The 23290-nt window shown below is 63.6% G+C and carries 19 protein-coding genes and 1 pseudogene; 17 read left to right on the forward strand and 3 right to left on the reverse strand.

Translation table 11 applies throughout. The features are described 5' to 3' along the window. Positions 1–25: 25 nt before the first annotated feature. From ACQ86E_RS27535 to ACQ86E_RS27545, 3 genes are all read left to right on the forward strand, one after another. Positions 26–553 (forward strand): porin, encoded by a 528-nt coding sequence (locus tag ACQ86E_RS27535; RefSeq protein WP_431202659.1) that lies wholly within the window; start codon positions 26–28, stop codon positions 551–553. Between the two features lie 53 nt (positions 554–606). After that, positions 607–1365, forward strand: a complete 759-nt coding sequence (locus ACQ86E_RS27540; RefSeq protein WP_431202660.1) for an outer membrane protein — start codon at positions 607–609, stop codon at positions 1363–1365. Between the two features lie 207 nt (positions 1366–1572). After that, positions 1573–1929, forward strand: a complete 357-nt coding sequence (locus ACQ86E_RS27545; protein ID WP_431202661.1) for a porin — start codon at positions 1573–1575, stop codon at positions 1927–1929. An 84-nt stretch (positions 1930–2013) separates the two neighbouring features. Here the strand turns inward: ACQ86E_RS27545 and ACQ86E_RS27550 are convergent, their stop codons facing one another. Then, a complete protein-coding gene (locus tag ACQ86E_RS27550) occupies positions 2014–3123 on the reverse strand; it encodes a glycoside hydrolase family 172 protein (RefSeq protein ID WP_431202662.1) in 1110 nt (369 codons plus the stop codon). 104 nt (positions 3124–3227) lie between these two features. Continuing rightward, complete coding sequence (locus ACQ86E_RS27555) at positions 3228–4853, reverse strand: long-chain fatty acid--CoA ligase (protein ID WP_431202663.1); 1626 nt, start codon at positions 4851–4853, stop codon at positions 3228–3230. A 178-nt stretch (positions 4854–5031) separates the two neighbouring features. Between ACQ86E_RS27555 and ACQ86E_RS27560 the strand changes: the two are divergent. The 14 genes and pseudogenes from ACQ86E_RS27560 (at position 5032) to ACQ86E_RS27625 (ending at position 19964) form a co-directional block, all read left to right on the forward strand. Then, positions 5032–6886, forward strand: a pseudogene (locus tag ACQ86E_RS27560) (flavin-containing monooxygenase). A gap of 35 nt (positions 6887–6921) precedes the next feature. Then, positions 6922–7737: a lytic murein transglycosylase gene (locus ACQ86E_RS27565; RefSeq protein ID WP_431202664.1), complete on the forward strand. Its 816-nt coding sequence runs from the start codon at positions 6922–6924 to the stop codon at positions 7735–7737. Positions 7738–7847: 110 nt separating this feature from the next. Beyond that, positions 7848–8069, forward strand: a complete 222-nt coding sequence (locus ACQ86E_RS27570; protein WP_008137329.1) for a hypothetical protein — start codon at positions 7848–7850, stop codon at positions 8067–8069. Positions 8070–8081: 12 nt separating this feature from the next. Then, complete coding sequence (locus tag ACQ86E_RS27575) at positions 8082–8504, forward strand: hypothetical protein (protein WP_431202665.1); 423 nt, start codon at positions 8082–8084, stop codon at positions 8502–8504. Between the two features lie 381 nt (positions 8505–8885). Continuing rightward, positions 8886–9353 (forward strand): MaoC family dehydratase, encoded by a 468-nt coding sequence (locus ACQ86E_RS27580; RefSeq protein WP_431202666.1) that lies wholly within the window; start codon positions 8886–8888, stop codon positions 9351–9353. Between the two features lie 392 nt (positions 9354–9745). Beyond that, complete coding sequence (locus tag ACQ86E_RS27585; RefSeq protein WP_431202667.1) at positions 9746–10903, forward strand: LuxR C-terminal-related transcriptional regulator; 1158 nt, start codon at positions 9746–9748, stop codon at positions 10901–10903. A gap of 228 nt (positions 10904–11131) precedes the next feature. After that, positions 11132–12106, forward strand: a complete 975-nt coding sequence (locus tag ACQ86E_RS27590) for an AraC family transcriptional regulator (RefSeq protein WP_431202668.1) — start codon at positions 11132–11134, stop codon at positions 12104–12106. 190 nt (positions 12107–12296) lie between these two features. Further along, positions 12297–12713, forward strand: coding sequence for a DUF3455 domain-containing protein (locus tag ACQ86E_RS27595; RefSeq protein WP_431202669.1), 417 nt, complete (start codon positions 12297–12299; stop codon positions 12711–12713). Between the two features lie 44 nt (positions 12714–12757). Continuing rightward, on the forward strand, positions 12758–13006 hold the full coding sequence (locus ACQ86E_RS27600) for a DUF6894 family protein (protein WP_431202670.1): 249 nt from the start codon (positions 12758–12760) through the stop codon (positions 13004–13006). 339 nt (positions 13007–13345) lie between these two features. Beyond that, on the forward strand, positions 13346–16063 hold the full coding sequence (locus ACQ86E_RS27605) for an autotransporter outer membrane beta-barrel domain-containing protein (RefSeq protein ID WP_431202671.1): 2718 nt from the start codon (positions 13346–13348) through the stop codon (positions 16061–16063). 143 nt (positions 16064–16206) lie between these two features. Further along, the gene (locus tag ACQ86E_RS27610; protein ID WP_431202672.1) at positions 16207–17325 is read left to right on the forward strand and encodes a helix-turn-helix transcriptional regulator; all 1119 of its coding nucleotides are present in this window, start codon (positions 16207–16209) and stop codon (positions 17323–17325) included. Between the two features lie 110 nt (positions 17326–17435). Next, entirely contained in the window at positions 17436–18554 is a 1119-nt protein-coding gene (locus tag ACQ86E_RS27615; RefSeq protein WP_431202673.1) for a helix-turn-helix transcriptional regulator, read from the forward strand. Between the two features lie 235 nt (positions 18555–18789). After that, on the forward strand, positions 18790–19047 hold the full coding sequence (locus tag ACQ86E_RS27620) for a hypothetical protein (protein ID WP_431202674.1): 258 nt from the start codon (positions 18790–18792) through the stop codon (positions 19045–19047). A gap of 188 nt (positions 19048–19235) precedes the next feature. Beyond that, a complete protein-coding gene (locus tag ACQ86E_RS27625; protein ID WP_375314771.1) occupies positions 19236–19964 on the forward strand; it encodes a sulfite exporter TauE/SafE family protein in 729 nt (242 codons plus the stop codon). Here the strand turns inward: ACQ86E_RS27625 and ACQ86E_RS27630 are convergent. Beyond that, on the reverse strand, positions 19961–23161 hold the full coding sequence (locus tag ACQ86E_RS27630) for an efflux RND transporter permease subunit (RefSeq protein ID WP_431202675.1): 3201 nt from the start codon (positions 23159–23161) through the stop codon (positions 19961–19963). The two genes, ACQ86E_RS27625 and ACQ86E_RS27630, sit on opposite strands and share 4 nt — an antisense overlap. Positions 23162–23290 lie beyond the last annotated feature (129 nt).

The raw sequence follows: 23290 nt of genomic DNA on the forward strand, positions 1-23290 counted from the left end.
ATTCAGCAGAAATTTGGAGAACATCATGTCCACTATTTTCAACAACCGTCGTGCGGTCCTTGCGGTCGCTGCCGCCGCCACCATCGGACTTGCCGCCGTGATCGCAGCCCCGAGCCACGCGGCTCCGGTCGAGTACGTCAAGATCTGCTCGTTGTACGGCGCAGGCTTCTTCTACATTCCGGGCACCGACACCTGTTCGAACGCCAACCAGATCATGACGAACCAGTTCGACCTCGCGCGTGCGCAGACCCGCGCCTCGACGGGCACGGCGATGGCCGCCTCGCTGGTCGCGCCGTGGCTTCCCACCGGCACCAACTACGCGGTCTCGACCCACTGGGCGACCTATGACGGCCAGCATGCCGCAGGCTTCTCCGGCCTGATGCGGGTGTCCGGCAATTTCGTGTTCTCGGGCGGATTCTCGCTTGGCCTGGACAAGGGGAGTCTCACGTCCAATTCCGCACGGACGCAGACGGAATTCGGTACGGCCATCCCGGCGCAATCGTGGAGCGACGTTCGCGGCCTCGGCCGCGCGGGCTTCATGTACGCCTGGTGAAGCGCGCGAAACCTGATCCGATAATTCATTCCGGTATTTTGAAAGATCATCTCATGACAATCTCAATCCTCCGATCGGCACGCCGCTTCCTCGCCTGTGCTGCTGCCGTTGCGCCGCTTCTCGCGGCCATGCCGCTCACCGCCACGTCCGCGAATGCGGCCGATATGACCGTGAAGGCTCCGGTCGTCGCTCCGGTGCCGCTCTGGAACGGCTTCTACATCGGCGCTCACGGCGGCTATGGCGCCGGCAGCAGCCGTCTGGTCGACCCGAGCTTCGCCTTCGCGCAAGACCGCTTCACGATGGACACGAAGGGGGCAATCGCCGGTGCGCAGGTCGGCGGCAATTGGCAGTTCGACAACATCGTGGTCGGTGCCGAACTCGATCTCTCCTGGGCGTCGATCAAGGGCAATCGGCCGGTCGATCCCGCGAACCCCATCTTGTCCGGCCTGTCAGTGTCGTACCAGGCACTGGCGACGGGCACCGGTCGCATCGGCTACGCGTTTGACAACGCGCTGGTCTACGCCAAGGGCGGCGTGGCATGGGCCAACATTGCCTATCAGGCCTTCGTCGGCACGCCCGTTCCAACCGACATAAACCATCAGCGGACTGGTTTGACCGGCGGCGTCGGACTTGAATACGCGCTGACGCGCAATCTCTCGGCGCGCCTCGAGTACGACTACCTGTATTTCGGGCCGGCCGCGCTCGCGCTGAGCACGCGGATCAGCACCCAGAACGTCGACCATGAGCTGCACCTCGTGAAGCTCGGCGTGAACTACCGCTTCAACGGCGATGCCATCGTTGCTCGTTACTGAGCCGCGTTCCCATCATTGATTGGAGACAACCATGTGGAAGCAAATCAACGCGGCACGAGGCGTCCTCGGGCGAAGCTTGCGCGCGATGCTAGCGACTGCTGCCCTGGCTCTGGCGATCCCGACGCCGGGCCACGCCGCGGTCGAATACGAAAAGGTCTGTTCGCTCTACGGCGCCGGCTTTTCTACATCCCGGGCACCGACACCTGCGTGAACGCGCAGCAGACCGTGCAGAGCCAGTTCGACCTTGCGAGGCAGGTCACCCGTGCAGCGACTGGAACGGCGATGGCCGCTTCGCTCGTCAATCCGTTTCTGCCTGACGGGACCAACTACGCAATCTCGACCCATTGGGCCGTGTTCGACGGGCAGCATGCCGCCGGCGCCGTCGGCATGATCAGGATCCAGGGCAACCTGTCCCTGACCATGGGCATCGCGCTCGGTCTCGATCGCGGCAGCCTGACGTCCAACTCCAACCGGACCGCGACGGAGTTCGGCGTGGCGATCCCGGCACAGTCGTGGAGCGACATCAGGGCGCTTGGACGGGTCGGCCTCCAGTACTCCTGGTAGCTGGTCCTGAATGCGAAGGCGCCACCCGGACGATCGCCTTGACGTCCGGGTGGCGCAGATCTCGAGAGCGGAGGGAAGGGCAGCCTAGACGATTTCGAGATAGTCCGGGCCGCGCAGTTGCGGAAACGGCGCCGTCGGCAGCGTCTGATACCAGAACGCGACCGAGGCGATGTCGTCCTGCAGCGGAAGATACTTTGCCTCCTTGACGCCGTGTAGCCAGCCCAGTGCCTGGATCGTCACGCGCAGATCAGAGCGGAAGCGTATGGGGTCGGGGATGTGCCAGCGGTACATGCCGAACCGCTGCTGCGACTTGTAGACGCCGTCGGGGCGGATCACCTGCGGCAGGCCGGCATAGGGCGTGGTGAATTCCTGGTAGCGCGATTGCCCTTGGCCGCCATGCGCGACATGGGGATCGAAATTATAGGCGCCGCAAAAATAGTCCTCGGTGCCGGTGCCGCAGATGGTCGGGAATTCGCCGTCGCCGTCGAGGAAGAACTTGATCTCGCCTTCGCCCCACCAGCCGTTGTTGTTGACGCCCCAGGCCATGTAGGTGCCGACATAATGGCCTGCGCCCTGGACGCCGTCGAGGATGGTGTAGACCTCCTTGTAAGGCAGCGGATTGGTGCGCCGGAATTGCGCATGGAAGTAGGCGCAGTCTTCGGCCACGTCGGTCAGCGCATAGTTGATCTGGTAGTAGACGGTGAGGGCCTCCTCGCTGCGGTTCTCCAGCGTGACGCGCGCGCGCTTGCGGAACGGCATCTCCCAGTAACAGTTGAAGGCGCGGCCGGGATTGACGCAGACCGCGAGCGAGGACACTTGCGCGAACTCCTCCCAGCCGCAGGCAAAGAAATCGCCGGCCGGGCATTCCACGCTCGGCAGCGTCTGGTCGTCCCAGTAGACGCGCAGGATGGAATGGCGCAGCCGCCCGCGCGCCAGCGTCATCCAGATCTGCTGGATCGCGCCCTGGCCTTCGATGTCGGCGAGCGTGAAGGTCGCTCCCGGCTCGATCACGACATAGGGCGAGACCTTCCAGCCCTGGCCGAGGTCGCGGGCCTGCCGTGCGGCGGCACCGTCGATCGCCATGCCGCCCTTGCCCTTCTCGCCCGTGAAGTTCTCGGGGCTGATCGAGCGCGTCTGCGCATTCGACAGGCGCGACAGATTGCCGAGATGCAGGCCCAGTCCGGAAAACGCCATGGTATCCTCAACATGAAAGTTGGCGACGTTCCGGTATATCGTCCCCGAATTGACCAAAAGGTGAAGATGATCGCGCAAGGTGAAGCCTTTGCACGACCGCGTCGTCAACCCACGCGATACTCCCTGAATTTCTCGCGCAGCGCGGATTTGAGTACCTTGCCGGTGCCGGTCATCGGGAATTCATCCAGAAACTCGACAGCATCCGGCATCCACCAGCTCGCGACCTTCGGGCGCATGTGGTCGAGCAGCGTCTTGCCGTCGACCGACGCGCCCTTCTTGCGGACGACGAGGAGCAGGGGACGCTCCTGCCATTTCTCGTGGTTGATCGCGACCACCGCGGCCTGCAGCACGTCGGGATGAGACAGGGCGACGTCCTCGAGCTGGATCGAGGAGATCCATTCGCCGCCGGACTTGATGACGTCCTTGGAGCGGTCCGTCAGCGTCACGTGGCCCTGGCTGTCGATCACGGCCATGTCGCCTGTGATCAGCCAGCCGTCGCGGTCGAGGCCTTCGTCGAGCTTCATGTAGCCGGAGGCCACCCACGGGCCACGCGCACGCAGATGACCGACGGTCTTGCCGTCGCGCGGCAGCTCATTGCCGCCGTCGTCGACGATGCGTAGCGCAGTGCCGAAACAGGCGCGGCCCGACACCTGGCGCCGGTCGAATTTCTCGGTGTCGCTGAGATGCTCCGAGCCGGGCCTCAAGCCCGGCATCGAGCAGCCCAGCGCTTCGGTCATGCCCCAGGCCTGGATATAGTCGATGCCATAGTCGCGCTTGAGCTTCTCGACCATCGCGCGCGGTGGCGCGGAGCCCGACGACAGCGTCGCGCGCAAGGTGGAGAATTTGTTGCCGGTGCGGCTCAGCCAGTCGAGCAGGATCAGCCAGAAGCTGGGCACGCCCGCCGACAGCGTCACCTTCTCGCCTTCGAGCAATTCATAGAGCTTGTCAGGTTCGTAGTTGCGGCCGGGCAGCACCAGCTTCGAGCCGGTATAGGGCGCGGTGAACGGCATGTTCCAGCCGTTGCCGTGGAATAGCGGCGCCATCGGCATCATCACCTCGCGCACGCCTTCGACGTGCCCGGGCAGGAAGTCGAAACTGCTGCAGGTCATGGTCTGCAGGATCGCCGCGCGGTGGGAGTAGATCACGCCCTTCGGATTGCCCGTCGTGCCCGAAGTGTAGCAGATGGTAGAGGCCGATTTTTCGTCGAACTCCGGCCAGGTGAAGCCGGCGTCGTTCTCCTTTTGCAGCAGCTCCTCGTAGCAATGCACGTTCGCAAGCCTCGTCTCCGGCATCCGCTGGCGCGATGACATGATCACGTAGGCTTCGACCGTCTTGAGCTGCGGCGCGATCGCTTCGACCAGCGGCAGCGTGGCGCGGTCGACGAACAGCAGCCGGTCCTCGGCGTGATTGATGATATAGACGAGCTGCTCGGGAAACAGCCGCGGATTGACGGTGTGCAGCACATAGCCCATGCCCGGCGCGGCGTAGAACATCTCGAAATGACGGTGGGTGTTCCAGGCCAGCGTGCCGACGCGATCGCCTTGCTTCATGCCGAGCCGCTCGAGCGCCAGCGCCATGCGCTTGATGCGCGGATGCGCGTCGGCATAGGTATAGCGATGGATGTCGCCCTCGATCTCGCGCGCGACGATCTCCGCTTCACCGTGATAGTCGGCGGCATACTGGATCAGGCCGCTGATCAGAAGCGGCATGTCCATCATCAATCCCTGCATCTTCTCCTCCAGTCCGCCGCGTCGTTGCGTGGGCGTATGCTTGTGATTTGCGCTTGAGGTTAGCGGAACGCCACGCGGCGTTCACGCAAAAAGCGAGGGGCACGATTGCGTGTGGCGCTTTTTCGAGGCTAACTGATTTCAGCTGCCGGCGAAGCAGCGCTCGCGGTGGAGGAGATCGATGTCAGCGGAAAGACACAAGACCGGTGCAGCCGGCGAGATCTAGGATCGACATTGCCGCACTCCGCGCGCGCTATCGCGACGAGCGCGACCGCCGTCTGCGCACCGAAGGCAAGGCGCAATATGTCGAAGTGACCGGCGGCTTCGGCCGCTATCTCGACGATCCCTGGGCCGATCCCGCATTTGCGCGCGAAGCTGTCAGCGAAGAGACCGAGGTGCTCATCGTCGGCGGCGGCTTCGGCGGCCTGCTCTGCGGCGCGCGCCTGCGCGAAGCCGGCATCGACGATTTTCGCATGGTGGAAAAGGCTGCGGATTTCGGCGGCACCTGGTACTGGAATCGCTATCCCGGTGCGGCCTGCGACACCGAGAGCTACATCTATCTGCCGCTGCTGGAGGAGACCGGCTACATGCCGGTGCGCAAATATGCGCGGGCCCCCGAGATCTACGAACATTCCCGCCGCATCGGCCGTCACTTCGGCCTCTATGAGCGCGCGCTCTTTCAGACCGTCATCGCGCGCATGGAATGGCAGGAGGCGGAGGGGCGCTGGCTGGTCGAGACCGATCGCGGCGATCGCATCCGCGCGCGCTTCGTCATCCTGGCCGGTGGCCCACTGAGCCGTCCGAAGCTGCCGGGCATTCCGGGCATCGAGACGTTCAAGGGCCACAGCTTCCACACCAGCCGCTGGGATTACGGCTACACCGGCGGGACCGCCGAAGGCGGTCTCACCGGTCTTGCCGACAAGCGCGTCGGCATCATCGGCACCGGCGCCACCGCCGTGCAATGCGTGCCGCATCTCGGCCGCTCCGCAAAAGAGCTCTATGTCTTCCAGCGTACGCCATCGGCAATCGGCGTCCGCGACGACCGGCCGACGGACCAAAATTGGGCGCAGAGCCTCAAGGCCGGCTGGCAGCGCGAGCGCATGGACAATTTCACCGCCGTCATCTCCGGCGAGCCGTTCGAGCAGGATCTGGTGCAGGACGGCTGGACCGGCCTGCTCGGCGAGATCCTGCTGGCGCCGCGCCGTCAGCCGCAGCCGGTGACCTCCATGGAGGAGGCGCTGAAGGTGATCGAGCAGGCCGACTATCGCAAGATGGAGGAGATCCGCGCCCGCGTCGATGCCGTGGTGAAGGACGAGGCGGCCGCGGCGGCGCTGAAACCCTGGTACAAGGCGTTCTGCAAGCGGCCGTGCTTCCACGACGAATATCTCGACACGTTCAACCGGCCCAACGTACATCTCATCGACACCAGGGGGCAGGGCGTCGATCGCATCACCGAAAATGCCGTCGTGGTCGACGGCAAGGCCTATGAGCTCGACTGCCTGATCTATGCCAGCGGCTTTGAGGTCGGGACCGACTATGCCCGGCGCATGGGCTTCGAGGTTTACGGCCGGGGCGGCAAGAGTCTGTCGGAGCGCTGGCGCGATGGCGTCAAGACCATGCACGGCTTCTACAGCCGCGGCTTTCCGAACTGCTTCCTGATCGTCACGGTGCAGGCCGGCCAGAGCGCCAATTTTCCGCATATCATCGATGAGCAGTCGCAGCACATCGCCTACGTCATCAAGGAAGCGCGCAAGCGCAAGGCGCGGACGCTCGAGCCGACGCTTGATGCCGAGAACGCCTGGGTCGAGGAAGTCGTCAAGGCCGCACTCGGCCGTCAGACCTATCTGGCCGAATGCACGCCCGGTTATTACAACAATGAAGGCGTGTTCGATCCGATCGCGGCGAGAAACAGCCAATATTGGCGCGGGCCGGTGGCGTTCCTGAGGCTGCTCGACAAGTGGCGCAAGGAGGGCAATCTGGCAGGCCTCGAACTGTCGTATGATCGTGCCATGGAGTCGGCGCCTTCGAGCGGGTAAGCTCGGGTATCGGACTGCCGCGGAGGATATCGGACATGATCAGAGACAGGGTTCTTGCGGGGGCGTTTTTTGGCGCGATGGCGCTGCTGGGTTGCCTGGCATCCTCGGCCAACGCCGCGCAATGCGGCAGCTCTCCGGCGGGTTTCGAAGCCTGGAAGCGCGAGTTCAGCGCGGAGGCGCAGGGCAAGGGCGTCGGCCAGACCGCGTTGTCGGCGCTGATGCAGACCAACTACGCCAGCGCCACGATCGCCGCCGATCGCGGTCAGCGCAGCTTCCAGCTGACGCTCGATCAGTTCCTCGCCAAGCGCGGCGCCACCACCATCGTCGCCAAGGGGCGGCAGCTCAAGCAGTCGCAGGCCGCCTTGTTCGCCTCGATTCAGCAGCGCTACGGCGTTCCGCCGGGGCCGCTCATCGCAATCTGGGGCATGGAGACCGGTTTCGGGAGCCAGCGCGGCAACCAGAACATGCTCTCGTCGATCGCGACCCTGGCCTATGACTGCCGCCGTCCCGAATTCTTCACCGACCAGCTCTATGCCGCCCTGAAGCTGATCGACCGCGGCACGCTGTCAGGGGCAACCCGCGGCTCCATGCATGGAGAGGTCGGTCAGACCCAGTTCATGCCGAAAAACATCCTGGCCTATGGCACCGGCAATCTCGAGGTCGCCGCTAACGCGCTGAACTCGACCGCGAATTTCCTCAAGGCCCATGGCTGGAAGGCGGGAGCCGGTTACCAGCCGGGCGAGCCGAACTTCGTTGCCATCGAAGCCTGGAACGCCGCGGGCGTCTATCAGAAGGCGATCGCGCTGATGGGGCGGCAGATCGATGAGGGAGGTGCGGCCGCTTCGCGCTAGATTGCTCAGCAAGGCGTGATGCGCCGGCGCGAGAAAGTTGTTGCCATCAGGAACACACGGCATGAGGCTTGCTTTGAACAGGTTCGGGGCTGGGCATGAGGAGACTCACAATGGCAACCCAGATCGTGATGGATCAGACCGGCGACACACGCCACGAGTTTGATCCTGGCAATGCCGAAGCGCTGGCGCGGGCCGAACAGCGCTTTCGGGAACTGACGGGAGCCGGCTTCACCGCCGCTTTCCGGACCGGGCCCGGCGAAGTGACCCGTATCAAATCATTCGATCCGACCGCACAGGAAACGCTGTTCTATCCCCGTCTGGTCGGCGGCTGATCCGAGCTGATCATGTTCGCGGCATACTGGTTCCGCACGCCGGCGCGTGCGCGTCTGCATGCGCTGCGCGAACTCTACCGTCGCTTCTTCGGCGAGAACACGCCGGATGCGCGGGGCCGCCGCCTTTTGGCTGAATGGCTATCGCCGGCGCAACGCGCGCAGTTCGAGCAGCATCGCTATTTCGATGTCATCGGCTGCGATACCGGCACGACCTATCGCATTCACTACGGCACCGCCGCCAACGTCCACGAGATTGACCGCGACGGGCACGCGACGATGGGCTGGTGCTTCGTGCCGTCGGGCTTCCTGGTGCCGGGCGACGTGATGTTGGCGCAAAAGTTAGCGCTTGAGACGGATGAAAAAGGCGCACTCACGCTCGCCAACCGGTTTCCGCCGGCGACGCATTCGGAACACTTCTATCGGCGCCCATTCTAGCGCCCGGGATGATCAGAAGTGGGTTGTACGATAGGCATCCAGCGCGTGTGCCGCAAAGATACCGACGCTGCAGAGGACGAGGAGGGCGGAGATCAGCTCGATCATGACTCGTCCTCCCGCAGCGGCTCTGCGACGAGGTTCCGGCAGCAGGAAAAATCATAGATCAGCTCGAGGAGGAATTGCATGGTGGCCGTCCCTGTACTTGTTTTGACAACTACTTAACCGGCCATCTGTTTCAGGCGTGTTTCGTCGTTTGGGGAAACGGGTTTCGCGGGGAACCCCGGGGCTGGTTTGGGCGCTGCGAACCGGCTACATCCCGCTTCCAATCCGTCCCTTCGGCCCCGCGCCCCGCGGGCCGCATCTACGTTGCGAGGCAAGATCATGGCGCAGGTCGAGTGGTTCGACGATCTCACCATCGGAATGCGGTTCAGATCGCCCGAGGTCGAGATCACCGAGGCCGACATCAAGCGCTTCGCGGCCGAATTCGATCCGCAGCCGATGCATCTCGACCATGAGGCCGCTAAGGAGACCCTGTTCAAGGGGCTGGCCGCGTCCGGGTGGCATACCGCTGCGATCGCCATGAACCTCGCGATCCAGGCCCGCCCGTTTGGCCCGCATCCGCTGATCGGCGCCGGCGTCGACGGCCTGCGCTGGACTATTCCGGTGCGACCGAACGACCGCCTGCATCTGGTCGGCGAGGTCATGAGCCTGACGCCGTCAAAATCGAAGCCGCAGGGCGTCGCGCTGGTGAAATGGACGATGTTCAACCAGAACGACGAGGAGGTTTACACCTTCACCCCGATCGCCATCGTCCCCAGGCGGGTGCCTGTCGCTCGATTTCGAGGATGATGACGAGGACAGCATCGAGATGCAGATCCCGCGCGCCGGCGGAGCGCTCGCCGCGCTGAAGTTCTGCGAGGAGAACCGGAAGTAAATTGCCGGCGCCGGCTGCGATGTCTGGCGGGAATTGGTGGCGATGAAGTTCGGTGGCAATGCGCCCGCGTGATACAACGCACACAGCCCCGCGCGCTGTTCGCATTTATCCTAGTCTTTGGCGAAACCGTCCAAGCCGCACCCTGCGGTTGACGTTACGCAAGGACGATGTTCGATACTCCAGCATCTCGTTGTAACTATTTTTCATCGTCCAGATTGACGATTGGCCGGCCTGTCTTTTTTGCAAATTATCCGTGTGCGCGCCCCCGTTGTCACCGGGGCAGCACGCCGATCGTATCGCCGCTTCGATGACGATCCATCAGGCAAACCGGTTTTCCTCGCTGGTCGGCGAGATCTACGACGCGGCGGCCGACCCCGCGCTGCGCAGCGGCGTATTGGAGCAGGTTTCGAACTTCGTCGGCGGGTGCGCCGCGACCATCCTGTCCCGTGATGCCGCCAGGCTCTCGATCGAGATTCACCAGCATTTCGGTACCGAATCCCGCTTCCGCCAGCTTTATCGTGACCGCTATGTCGAGCAGGATCCCTTGCTCGACCGTCATCTCGATCTTGCCGCCGAGCAGACGATCGGTGTCACCGATATCATGCCGCACGCGGCGTTTCTGGCGACGAGCTTCTATCGCGAGTGGGTCGAGCCGCAGGGAGCGATCGACCTCGCCACGATCGCGATCGAGAAGTCGGACGCGCGCACGACGATCCTCCAGGTGCTGCGTCACCGGTCGCGCGGGACGGTCGACGAGCCGATGCGCGAGCGCATGCGGCTGCTCGCGCCGCACATCCAGCGTTCAAGGATCATGGGCCGGCAGATCAGGGCACGTTCTCATACCGTGGACAATCTCGCTGATGTCCTCGACGGCCTGAGCACGGCGATCTGCCTGCTCGACCCGGACGGCCGGGTGGTCCATGCCAACGCGGCGTGCCGCGAGCTGTTCGTTGAGGGCAGTCTGTTGTCGATGGTCGGCGACAGGATCGTGGCTCGCAACACCCAGACGGACAAAATATTCCGCAGCCTGTTCGAAATTGCTGCTGATGATGGAACTCATGTGTCTGGTCCGCGCCGGATCGAACTCGTGACATCGGCGGCCGGTCAACACTATCTCCTCTGCGCCTCGCCATTGAAACGGGAACGGCTCCAGTCGAGAGACAGCGCCGTAGCGGTGCTGCTCGTTCAAAAGGCAACGATGACGCCGTCGCTTGTGCCCGACGCCATTGCCACCGCCTTCAGGCTGACGCCGTCCGAATTGCGCGTATTGATGGCGATCGTCGAGATTGGCGGCGTTCCCGACATCGCGTCGAAGCTCGGAATCGCCGAGACCACGGTGAAGACGCATCTTGGCCGGCTGTTCGAGAAGACCGGTGCCGGAAGGCAGGCAGATCTCGTGAAGATAGCGGCAGGATTCTCCGCGCCGTTCGCGCAGCGAGCGATCCGCAACGACGACGACGTGTGATTCATTTCACAGCGCACGCCGTCGGACGATGCAATCTCAATCCATTGTGATGAGCAGGACTGTCAGGTCCTCCGATCGCAGGACGCATGCCGGTTGAGACTTTCGTATATGGCGCGACTTGAAATGAGAAGGGCAGCGTGTGCCACGGAACGGAGCGCACCGGCACCGAACAGGTGCCGGGATGCTACAGCGCATGGCCAGGCTTGCTCGTCGGTTGGAGAAATTGCAGTGAGCGGCAAGGAAGAAGTTTCCATTCTCAACGTTTCAACGGACCATATTCCCGAAGACGAGCGCGTGCCGCTGCTGCGAGAGTTCTACTGCCGCGGCGTGCTGAAGGCCGAAGTCGAGGCGACCGAAGGCAAGTTGTTCGCGGCGAGCCTCATATCCCACGGTGTGCCGGACGCCCAGCTCGTGATCGGCGGGCTGATCGGAGCGCGCGTCATCCGGACCAGGCAACTGGTCATCGACGGCGACGACAGCCTCGGCCTGATGGTCAATCGTTCTGGCGTCGTCGGGATATCCGCGCGGGGGCGAGATCTCCTGCTTCATCCGGGTGATGCGATCTTGACGAGCGCGGAGGACGTGACGACCTACGAACGGTTCTCGCTGGGAAACTGCCTGTCGTTGCGCGTGCCGCGGCGGGTGTTGGCGCCCATGATCGTAGATATCGACGACGCGGTGATGCGCGTCATTCCGGAGCGCGCCGCCGGGCTTCGCCTGCTCGTCGACTACGCGACGGCTCTGGTGAGGGAGCGCGCGTTCTGTGTGCCCGCGCTGCGCCAGCTGGGCGTGACCCATCTGCACGATCTGATGGCGCGCGTTCTCGGCGCAACGGATGACGTGCACGAGGAGGCCGGGCGGCGAGGGGTCAGGGCGGCGCGGCTGCGCAAGGTGAAGTCCTTCATCGTCAACAATTGCTGGCAGCAGGATCTTTCGGTCGCAACCGTGGCGCAGGAGTTCGGCGTGACCACGCGCTATCTCCAACGGCTGTTCGAGGCCGACGGCAAGACCTTCTCGTCCTTCCTGACCGAGCAGCGTCTCAAGCGCGCCCATCGCATGCTGCGCGAGCCCGATTTTGCCGGGCGGCCGGTGAGCTCGATCGCCTACGACGTCGGCTTCGGCGATCTCTCTTATTTCAACCGCTGCTTCCGGCGCGCCTATGGTGCGACGCCGAGCGGGGTCAGGAGCGGCGAGGCGTTGTGACCGCGCCCAACTGAATTTCAGCGAAAGACCGGTTCAGCAGGGAATGATTTGACATGATCCTTGATCGCAGCGTCATGGCCATAGCGCAGTGCCTTTGCCGCAGTCTCAGTCTTGCTGGGCTTCTCTACGGGGCTTCGGCGTCGGCGGGGACGCCCGACGAGATCCGGGTGCCCGGCGAGATTCCGCCACCGTGCTGCATGCCGAGGGCGCGCAGATCTACGAATGCCAGCCTGATGCGGCGAAGCAACTTGTGTGGCAGCCGCGTGAGCCCGCAGCGGCCTTGATAGACGGCGGAAACTCCGTCGGCCGTCACTACGCGGCGCTGCATTGGGAGACCGTCGACGCGAGCACGCTGCTCTGGGAGCACAAGGACGGCAGTTCGGTGAAGGCGAAGATCGTCGCCCGCGTCGCCGGTCGCTCCGCCGACGATCTTCCCTGGTTGAAGTTCAAGGTCATGGCTCAGACGGGAAATGGCCTGTTCTACGGCGTCACCCACGTCCAGCGCATCAATACGCAAGGCGGGCTCATTCGCGGTCCCTGCGATCAAGCGGGGACGTATCGCAACGTGCCGTATTCGGCCGACTACGTCTTCTGGCGTGCGGAGTAGCGCGACGCCCGCGTCCTGGGCGGCGTCGAGAGTTGGAGTTTGGAATGCACCGTTTCTTCTTTGATCTGCTGGTCGACAATGTCGTGAAGATCGATCCCGGTGGCATGGTCTTCGAACAGGCACGGGCGACATTCGTCGTCGCCGACGAGATGGCGCGCCATTTGTTTGTATGGCGCGACGACCTGCGCGATCGCAATGCCTGGATCCGAGTCAGGGACAATGGCGGGCGCGAGATCTACCGCGCCGCGGTCTGGGCGGAGAGCGAGGAAAAGGTCGGCTGGGATCAGGCGTAGTCCAATTGGGGGATGAAATTGTCGCTGCTGTGCATCAGTGCGGCACCAAGTGGCGGCCGGTGCGCTTGAAGCGAAGTCCCGGTCGCTTCCGTCCAAGTCGGTTACGAGAGCCTTTTCTACCTTGGCGTTCAGCGATTCAGAGTTCGCTGCACCGGATTTCCTCCGATTGAAGGAGGCCGGTGGCAATTCCGCGCTGCGCCCGCAAGGGCCGCAAGCGTCTCGCCGGGGAATGAAAATGAAACGAAAGCTTCTCACAACCGTCAGTTACCGCCTGCTGCAGGTCTCTGCGTCCGCGCTGCTGCTGGCGCCCTGCTTGGTGATTGAGCGGGTGGAAGCCGCTTGTTCGCCGGCTTCCCCGTCAACAACGCCACGGTGAGCTGCACAGGGACGACGACGAATTCGAATGGATCCGACGGCTACGGCACGAGTACCGATGTTGGCAACACCTATGTGATCGGATCGGGCGCGACGCTGACCGGAACAGACCATGGGCTGGTTTTCGCAACCGGTACTGTCAACAATTCCGGCACCATCACGGGTGGCAACTTTGCAGTCTTTTCCGATAGCAATGGCGTCATCAATAACATCGGAACGTCTTCGGTTATCTCTGCCACCGGAAACGATGCCTCTGCCGTCTCGGGATTTGAGCTGCATCTCCGGAATGAGGGCTCCATCACGGCATCAGGGACCAACGGAATCGCGGTCGATGCGAGGGACAACACTAATCGGAGCGAGGTCTTCAACTCAGGCTCCATAGAGGGAACCGCAGTTGCCATCAGAAGCGTCGGAACGATCGCCGTGACGAACTCCGGCAGGATAGAAGCCTCTGTTCCCGGTGGAACGGCAATTTTCAGCAGCACCAACGTGAACCTTCTCGGCAACACGGGCACTATTATTGGAGGGCGCTTTGCGATCGCGGCATTCACGCTCAACCTGGTGAACGACCGGGCGGGCCGGATCAGTCAAATTGATCCGAACGGTAGTGTGATATCCGTCGAGAAGCTCACCGGCGCGAATGCCGGGCAGATCGTTGGACTTGGCAGCAACAGCCTTGCGATCGATGCCGACACCGTCAACCTGAGCAATACCGGACTGATCCAAGCGGATCTGAGAGGCGTCATAGGCAGGTCCGTGACGCTTACAAACGAGGGAAAGATCGCGTCCCTTGCCGCAAACGGCGTTGCAATTCAGGGTCTCGAGATAACGATCGTCAACACAGGCTCCATCTCGGGATCGCGGGGTGTCTCAGGTACCGATGTCTCGGTTACGAATTCCGGCACAATCGCCGGAGACTTCCTGGGCATATTCGCTAGCAACAATGCAACGGTCGTGAACTCCGGTCTGGTGACCGCCGGCAGCGGAGGATTTGCAATCGCGTCGAATGCTATCGATCTGAACAATTCGGGAATAATCAAGGTCGCCGGACCGGGGGCGACCGCCGTTCGCCTCGCGGCAGGAGGGACGATCGTCAACTCCGGGAGTATTGCAGCAGATGCCGCGGCGATCCTAGATCAAGCCGGCGGCACCAAGGCTCTGGAAATTACCAATACGGCGTCCGGCTCGATTGTCGGAGCGGACGGTGTGGCGTCGGCCGGGACGGTGAACATTACCAATATGGGTCTTATTCGTGGGGTGTTTCCGAATGATGGTGTCGCTGTAAATGCGCAGTCCGTCAACATCAGCAACGGCGGCTCCGTCATCGGCACGATAGGGCTTCTATCCGCTGGTGCTGCCAATATCACGAACTCCGGCACGATCACCGGCACCAGCGGCATCGCGATCAGGCTGTCGAATGCGGCCGACACGTTGACGCTGCTGCCGGGCTCGAAGATCAACGGTGTGGTCGATTTCGGCTTCGGCAACGACGTCGTCAATATCAACCTCACTGCGCCAAACAGCCGGGTGTCGTCGTTGACGACCATCGATCTGCCGACCTTCGTCAACTTCAACGGCACCATCAACACCAACGTCTCGAGCGGGGGTAATGCTCCGTCGGCCGTGTCCGGCCTGACGCTCGCAACCCTCGACCCCACCGCGCTGGCACAGACCGATCGCACATTGATGGACTTCACCGGCGGCGCCTCTTCGCTGGTGCAGGGCCGTCTGAACGGCGGCGCCGGTCCTGGTGGCAGCAACATGATGGCGATGGCCTATGCGCCGGAGACGGCGCAGGCCGGTCCCTTCACCAAGGCGCCGCGCAGCCTCTGGACCGATCCGGCGCCGATCACGGTCTGGGTCAACAGCTTTGGCGGCCAGCGCATTCAGGACGAGACGGCGGCAACCTTGCGCGCGACTTCGACGGCGTGGGGCGGCGCGATCGGCATCGACCGCAAGGTGCAGCCGAACTGGCTGGTCGGCGCCTTCCTCGGCGGCGGGCAGGGCGGCCTTTCGGTCGCTCTCAACTCGCAGTCGGTCGATACCAACTACGCGTTCGCCGGTGTCTACAGCCGCTTCGAATGGGCGTCGCAATTCTTCGACTTCACTTTCCAGGGCGGCAACGCCGACAACAAGTCGCGCCGGCTGGTGCTGAACAGCGCTGCCGTCGGCGGCATGGAGACGGCGACCGCCAACTACAGTGGCTGGTATGTCAGCCCGGAAGTCGCTTACGGCTACAAGCTCGCTCTCGGCAACGGCTATCTGCTGACCCCGACGGCACGGCTGCGTTACGTCGCGGGCCGCTTCGATGGCTATAGCGAGACCGGCTCGGCGCAGGGGCTCTCGATCGGCGGCCGCACGCTGCAGGACTTCGAGGAGCGGGGCGAGGTGGATCTGTCGCGAGTCACGAGCCTCGCCGGCGGTGAGCTCAAGGCCAACATCCATGGCGGCGTCATCGCGCTCCAGCGCGTCGGCGACACCAACATCAATGCGGTGCTCATCGGCCAGAATCTGTCCTTCGTCACGCCCGGCAGAAGCAGCGCCGTCGGCGCCGTCGCCGGCTTCGGCTTCGACTATCGCACCAGCGGCAACGTGTCCGTGTTCGGCGCGGTCGAGGGCATACTGATGTCCGACCAGAGCCGCACCGGCACGGCGAAGGGCGGCGTTCGCGTCGCGTTCTGAGCCGGCATCAGCCCCGGCGGCTTTGAGCGCGACGCACCCCGGCCGGGCGCCTCCGCCCGGCCGGCGCCTCATCCGATCGGAGGATGCCGCATGCTGTGGTTGTGCTATGTTGGGTGATATTGATCACTCAGGCAATTACAGCCATGCGCGGATCTCGGAAGCTGCCGGACCTGGTCGAGTCCATCTATGACGCCGGGCTCGATCCCTCGCTGTGGAATAACGTCGTCGCCGGCATCCGCGATTTCGTCGGCGGGCAGGCTTGCGGGCTATTTTCCAAGGATTCGATCAGCAAATTCGGCGTCACGCATTACTACTGCGGAGCGGACCCGCACTACATCCAGCTCTATTCCGAGACCCACTCGAAGTTTGATCCGCTGAGCGTCCTGCCGCCGCAGGGCGAGATCGTCAGCATCCCAGATCTCGTCAATTTTGACGAATACCGCAGAGGCCGCTTTTACCAGGAATGGATGCAGCCGCAGGGCTGCAGCGACGCGGCCAATGTCGTGCTCGACAAGTCGAATGCGAACTGCCCCGTGATGATGACGGTGCTGTCGGGCCGGCGCATGGTGGATCCCGCGATGAAGCAACGGCTCTCGCTGATCGTGCCGCACGCCAGCCGCGCGCTTCTGATCAACCGTGCGATCACCTCGCAACTGACCCTGGCGACCGCGCTGGCGGATGTCCTGGACAATCTGGTCTCCGGCATCTTCCTGCTCGATGCCTCCTGCCGGGTGGTGCATGCGAATTCCGCGGGGCACGCCCTGCTCGCGGCCGACGACGTGGTCCGATCCGTTGCCGGGCAGCTCGTGACCAGCAGCCTGGAAGCCAATCAGACCCTGCGTGAGGCGTTTGCGACCGGCAGCGACATTGCTTTGCTCGCCGCGAGGGGCCACGCGATTCCGCTGCTGTCGCCGAGCGGCGAGCGCTACGTCGCGCATGTCCTGCCGCTCTCGTCGGTGCTTCGCAATGGCAGCGAGCAGGTCGCCGACGCCGCGGGCGCGCTGCTGCTGCGCAGGGTGTCGCTCGGCGGCCAGTCCTATGGCGAGCTGATCGCGCGGACTTTCGACCTGACACCGGCGGAACTCCGCGTCTTCCTCTCGATCGTCGAGGTTGGCGGAGTCCCGGAGACGGCGGCGGCGCTCGGAATCGCGGAAACGACGACCAAAACGCATCTGCATCGCGTGTTCGCCAAGACCGGCGTGTCCCGGCAGGCCGATCTCGTCAAGCTCGCAGCGGGATTCTCCAATCCGCTCGTGAACTGACCGGCCGATCAATCCCGCGATTGAACCTTTTGCTGGCGTGACCGACTCACAGGAGCCGCAAGGCATGAACGAGATTTCGCAATCTCCGTGTGTGATGATTGGCTGTTCCGATGCCCCGACCTCCAAGACAGTCCGAGTTGATCGAGAGCATCTATGATGCCGGCCTCCACCCGGAGTCGTGGAGCGACGTCATCGTCACGATCAATGCGTTCATCGGCAGCCGCGCCTGCGGCCTGATTTCAAAGGACCCCGTCAGCAAGTCCGGCGCGACGCATTATTACTGCGGTGTCGATCCGCTCTACATCCGGCTCTATGCCGAGACCTACGCCCGGTACGATCCGCTTGCCCGGCTTCCGCGCTACGGCGAGGTGCGGAACATCCCTGATCTCGTGAACTACGACGAATATCGCCGTGGCCGCTTCTACCAGGAATGGTTGCGCCCGCAGGGCAGCGTCGATGTCGCCAATGTGGTGCTGGAGCAGTCGAAGTCACCCAGTCCGATGTTGATGACCGTCATTCCGGGCAGGGACATGCTCGATGCCGAGAAACGCGCGCGAATGGGGTTCCTCGTTCCGCATGTCAGCCGGGCGCTGCTGATCAACCGGGCGATCGAGCGAAAGCAGCGACGGGCGATCGCACTCGCCGACGTCGTCGATCAGCTCAATGCCGGTGTCATCCTGCTCGACACGGCCTGTCACATCGTCCACAGCAATCCGGCCGCGGAGATGCTGCTCGGCGCCGATGATGTCCTGCGGTCCGTCGCCGGCCGGCTCGTGGCGAGATCCGCTGCGGCGAATGCAGCGCTGCGCAATGTCTTTCGTGATGCGGGAGAGGTGGCTTTGGCGGCGGCGGCGGGGCGGAAGATCTCGCTGATGTCGCATGACGGCTCCCACTACATCGCGCACGTCATCGCGCTGCCGTCGCTGCTGCGTGAAGCCGCGGCCGAGCGCACGTCGGCGGTCGGCGCGCTGTTCGTGTGGAAGGCGGAACTCGACGGCCGCTCATGTGCGGATGTCCTCGACCGCACGTTCGAGCTGACGCCTGCGGAGCTCAGGGTCATGCAGTCGATCGTCGACGTCGGCGGCGTGCCGGAGACGGCGGTTGCGCTTGGCATCGCCGAGACGACGGTGAAGACGCATCTGCATCGCGTGTTCGCCAAGACCGGCGTCTCCCGTCAGGCCGATCTCGTCAAGCTCGCCGCGGGATTCTCCAATCCGCTCGTGCACTGACGCGCGCGCCAGGGCGCACGAGGCGAGTCGCTCGAGCTTCGCATTAGGTTCAATCAGAAGCATCATTAGAAAGTTATCGCACGTCGTTCGATCGAATGACGCGATGTTTCACGTTCTCACTTACGAGAGCGTCACACGGCTTCTTGTTCGACGCATTCGATTGTCGTGTGAAGCAACTCACAGCAGGCAGAAGTAAATCCCAGCAATCTCTCGTGCAGGTTGAGAGGAGATTGTCATGCCAACGGCGTCATCAGTCCTGTCAGGCAGGTTCCGCGACATCGTCACGCGTATCGGCGCGGCATTCCGTGCGCAGCGCGAAATCGACGCGCGGCGCGCGCTGCAGCGCTATCGCCATCTGCTGGCGGAGCCGCACGACGCGCCGCATCCGAATGAAATGAGTCCCGTCGCCAGTGAAGAGGATAATTCCAGACATGCCAACCGAATTGATCCGCGCGAGCGCGCGGCCCGGCAGTCCAAGTTCGAACGCGCGTAACGGCAACATCGTCGCCATCGCGCTGACCGCCGCACTGGTGATGCTTCAACTGGTCGGGCTGGCAATGCTGGAGCGCTCGCACGCACAACCGGTTCCGCCATCGCTGGTGAAGCCGTCCCAGACGAGTTGCGCCGAGAGCGCCGAAGTTCCCACGACACAGACGCCCTACGATTGAGCGGAGAGACATGGTGCCTGACATCACGACCAGCCTTCTGCTCAGCGTCGCCGTCTTTGCCGGAGCCTTCGTCTCCGGTCTGTCGGGTTTTGCCTTCTCCGCGGTGGCGGGCGCCATTCTGCTCCGTGTGTTTCAGCCGCTGGAGGCGGTGCCGTTGATGATGGCGTGCAGCATTGGCGTGCAGGCCACGAATCTGTGGGCGCTTCGGCGCAGCATCCGCTGGGAGGGCAGCCTGCTGCTGATCGTCGGTGGATTGATCGGCGTTCCCATCGCGGTGTCGCTGTTGCAGAGCACGGATACACATCTGCTGCGCCGCGGCTTCGGCATCATCGTCGCGCTTTATGCGGCCTACATGCTGCTGCGGCCGACGCTGGTCACGGCCGGCGAGGCCGTCGGCCGGCACTGGGTGGCGCTGATTGGATTTGGGGGAGGATTGGTCGGTGGCCTGACTGCAATGCCCGGCGCGATCCCGACGATCTGGTGCGACATGCGCGGCATGCCCAAGAGCGAGCAGCGCGGCCTGGTGCAGCCGTTCATCGCCGCGATGCAGATCTTCGCGATCGCGCTGCTGGTCGGACACCAGGATCTGTCGTCGAAGGTCTTCGTCGACCTCGCGATCAGCCTGCCGGCGCTGTTTGCGGGCTCAGCGCTCGGCGTGATCGCCTTTCACCGGGTCAACGAGACGGTCTTTCGCAAGACCGTGCTCGTCCTGTTGTTGCTGTCGGGGATCTCCCTGATCTAGTGACTCGGGCTTGCGACTGAGCCCTGGACCGGCGCCGCGCTGATGTCGCTGCCGTGATGCACCAGAGGCTTGTTGCCGGTGACGGTCCGCAGCAGCACGTAGAACACCGGTGTCAGGAACAGGCCGAACACGGTGACGCCGATCATGCCGGAGAACACGGCGACGCCCATGGCGCGTCGCATCTCCGAGCCTGCGCCGGTCGAGAGTACCAGCGGCAGCACGCCCATGATGAACGCCATCGACGTCATCAGGATCGGCCGTAGCCGCAGGCGGCTCGCCTCGATCGCGGCCCGGATCGGCGTGCGCCCGGCGAATTCGAGCTCGCGTGCGAATTCGACGATCAGGATCGCGTTCTTGGCGGAGAGGCCGACCAGCACGATCAAGCCGATCTGGGTGAAGACGTTGTTGTCACCCTTCGAGATCCAGACGCCGAACATCGCGGCCAACAATCCCATCGGCACGATCATGATGATCGACAACGGCAAGGTCAGGCTCTCGTAGAGCGCGGCCAGAACCAGGAACACCAGCAGGATCGCCAGCGGGAAGACCCAGAGGCCGGAATTGCCGGCGATGAACTCCTGATAGGTCAGGTCGGTCCATTCGAAGGCAAAGCCGGGCGGCAACGTCTCCGCCGCGATCCGTGTCGCGACTTCCTGCGCCTGGCCCGATGAGAAGCCGGGCGCTGCCGCCGCGTTGATGTCGGACGACAGGAAGCCGTTGTAGCGGATCGCTCGCTCAGGACCCGCGCTCTGCCGGATCGTGAGCAGCGCCGACAACGGCACCATGTCACCCGAGGACGAGCGCACCTTCAACTGCCTGATGTCGTCGGCACGGGCGCGGAACGGCGCGTCGGCCTGAACATAGACGGAGTAGGTGCGGCCAAACTTGTTGAAGTCGTTGACGTAGTAGGATCCGAGATAGATCTGCAGCGTGTTGAACACCTCCGTCACGGGGACGCCGAGTTGCAGCGCCTTGGTGCGGTCGATGTCGGCGAACAGTTGGGGCACGTTGACCTGGAAGCTCGAGAACACGCCGGCGATTTCTGGTGCCTTCTGCATCGCCGCCGTAAAGGCCTTGGTCGCCTCGTTCAGCGCCTCATAGCCGAGACCGGCCCGGTCCTCGATCTGAAGCTTGAAGCCTCCGATGGTGCCGAGGCCGTTGACCGGCGGCGGCGGGAACATGGCGATGAAGGCTTCCTGGATGCCGGCGTACTTCTTGTTGAGGTCGGCGGCGATGGCATTTCCGCTCAGGGCCGGACTCTTGCGCTCGTCGAACGGCTTCAGCGTCGAGAACACGATGCCGGCGTTGGAGGAGTTGGTGAAGCCGGCGATCGACAGGCCCGGAAAGGCCACGGAGCTCTCGACACCGGGCTGGGTCAGCGCGATGTCGCTCATCTTGCGGATCACCTCTTCGGTACGGTCGAGCGCGGCGCCATCGGGCAGGCGCGAGAAGCCGACCAGATATTGCTTGTCCTGGCCCGGCACGAATCCACCAGGCACCTGCTGGAACAGGAGGGCGGTGAGGCCGACCAGCACCACATAGAGACCCATGACCGCCGCCTTGCCCGAGATCACCTTGGTGACGGTGCCGCTGTAATTCTCCGACGAGCGCGTGAACGCCTTGTTGAAGCCGCGGAAGAACCAGCCAAGGCCCTTCTCCATGATGATCGTCAGCCGATCCTTCGGCTCGTTGTGGCCCTTGAGCAGCAGCGCCGACAGCGCCGGCGACAAGGTCAGGGAGTTGACGGCGGAGATCACGGTCGAGATCGCGATCGTCAGCGCGAACTGCTTGTAGAACTGCCCGGTGAGGCCGGAGATGAAGGCGAGCGGCACGAACACCGCGATCAGCACCATCGCGATGGCGATGATCGGTCCGGAGACTTCGCGCATGGCCTGATAGGTGGCGTCGCGCGGCGATAGCCCGCCCTCGATGTTGCGCTCGACGTTCTCGACCACGACGATGGCGTCGTCGACGACGATGCCGATCGCGAGCACCAGGCCGAACAGGCTGAGCGCGTTGATGGAGAAGCCGAACAGATGCATCACGGCGAAGGTGCCGACGATCGACACCGGCACGGCCAGCAGTGGAATGATCGAAGCCCGCCAGGTCTGGAGGAACAGGATCACGACCAGCACCACCAGCGCGATCGCCTCCAGCAGCGTATGGATGACGGCCTCGATCGAGGAACGCACGAACTGGGTGGGATCGTAGACGATCTGGTATGACACGCCTTCCGGCATGTTCTTCTTGATCTCCGCCATGGTGGCGCGGACGTGGTCGGATATCTCCAGCGCGTTGGAGCCCGGCGCCTGGAAGATCGGAATCGCCACCGCCTGCTTGTTATCGAGCAGCGAGCGGAGGCCGTATTCGGAGGCCCCGAGCTCGATGCGTGCGACGTCGCGCAGCCGCACCACCTCGCCGCGCGTGCCGGTCTTGACGACGATGTCGCCGAACTGTTCCTCGTTCGCAAGCCGCCCTTCCGCATTGACGGACATTTGCAGGTCGATGCCCCTGACGTTCGGGGAGGAGCCGACCACGCCGGCGGCGGCCTCGACGTTCTGCGCCTGGATCGACTTGACGATATCGCTCGCGGTCAGGCCGTGCTCGGCCGCCTTCTGCGGATCGACCCAGACCCGCATCGAATAGTCGCCGGCGCCGTAGAGCTGGACATCGCCGACGCCGTCAATGCGCGCCAGCCGATCCTTGACGTTGAGCACCGCGTAGTTGCGCAAATACGTCATGTCGTAGCGGCCGTTCGGCGACAACAGATGCACGACCATGGTGAGGTCGGGCGAGGACTTCTTGGTGATGATGCCGAGCTGGCGCACCACGGCCGGCAGGCGCGGCTCGGCCTGCTGCACGCGGTTCTGCACCAGCTGGGTCGCCTTGTCGGGGTCGGTGCCGAGCCGGAACGTCACCGTCAGCGTCATCGCGCCGTCGGTGGTGGCCTGGCTCGACATGTAGAGCATGCCTTCGACGCCGTTGATCTGCTCCTCGATCGGCGTCGCCACCGTCTCCGCGATCACCTTGGGATTGGCGCCGGGATAGGTCGCGCGCACCAGCACCGAGGGCGGCACCACATCAGGGTATTCCGAGATCGGCATCGCGAACAGCGAGATGAGCCCTGCGAGGAAGATCAGGACCGACAGCACGCCTGCGAAAATCGGACGATCGATGAAGAATTTCGAGAGATTCATGGCTTTGCCCCTGGGCAATATCTTGGTCGTCTCCGCACAGCTCCGCCGTCATTCCGGGGTGCGCAGAGCGCGACCCCGGAATCCGGAGTTGATGTGCTCGGAGTTTCGAGACTTGATCATTCCGGGTGC

The organism is Bradyrhizobium betae, from assembly GCF_050632175.1.
GTDB lineage: Bacteria > Pseudomonadota > Alphaproteobacteria > Rhizobiales > Xanthobacteraceae > Bradyrhizobium > Bradyrhizobium betae_B.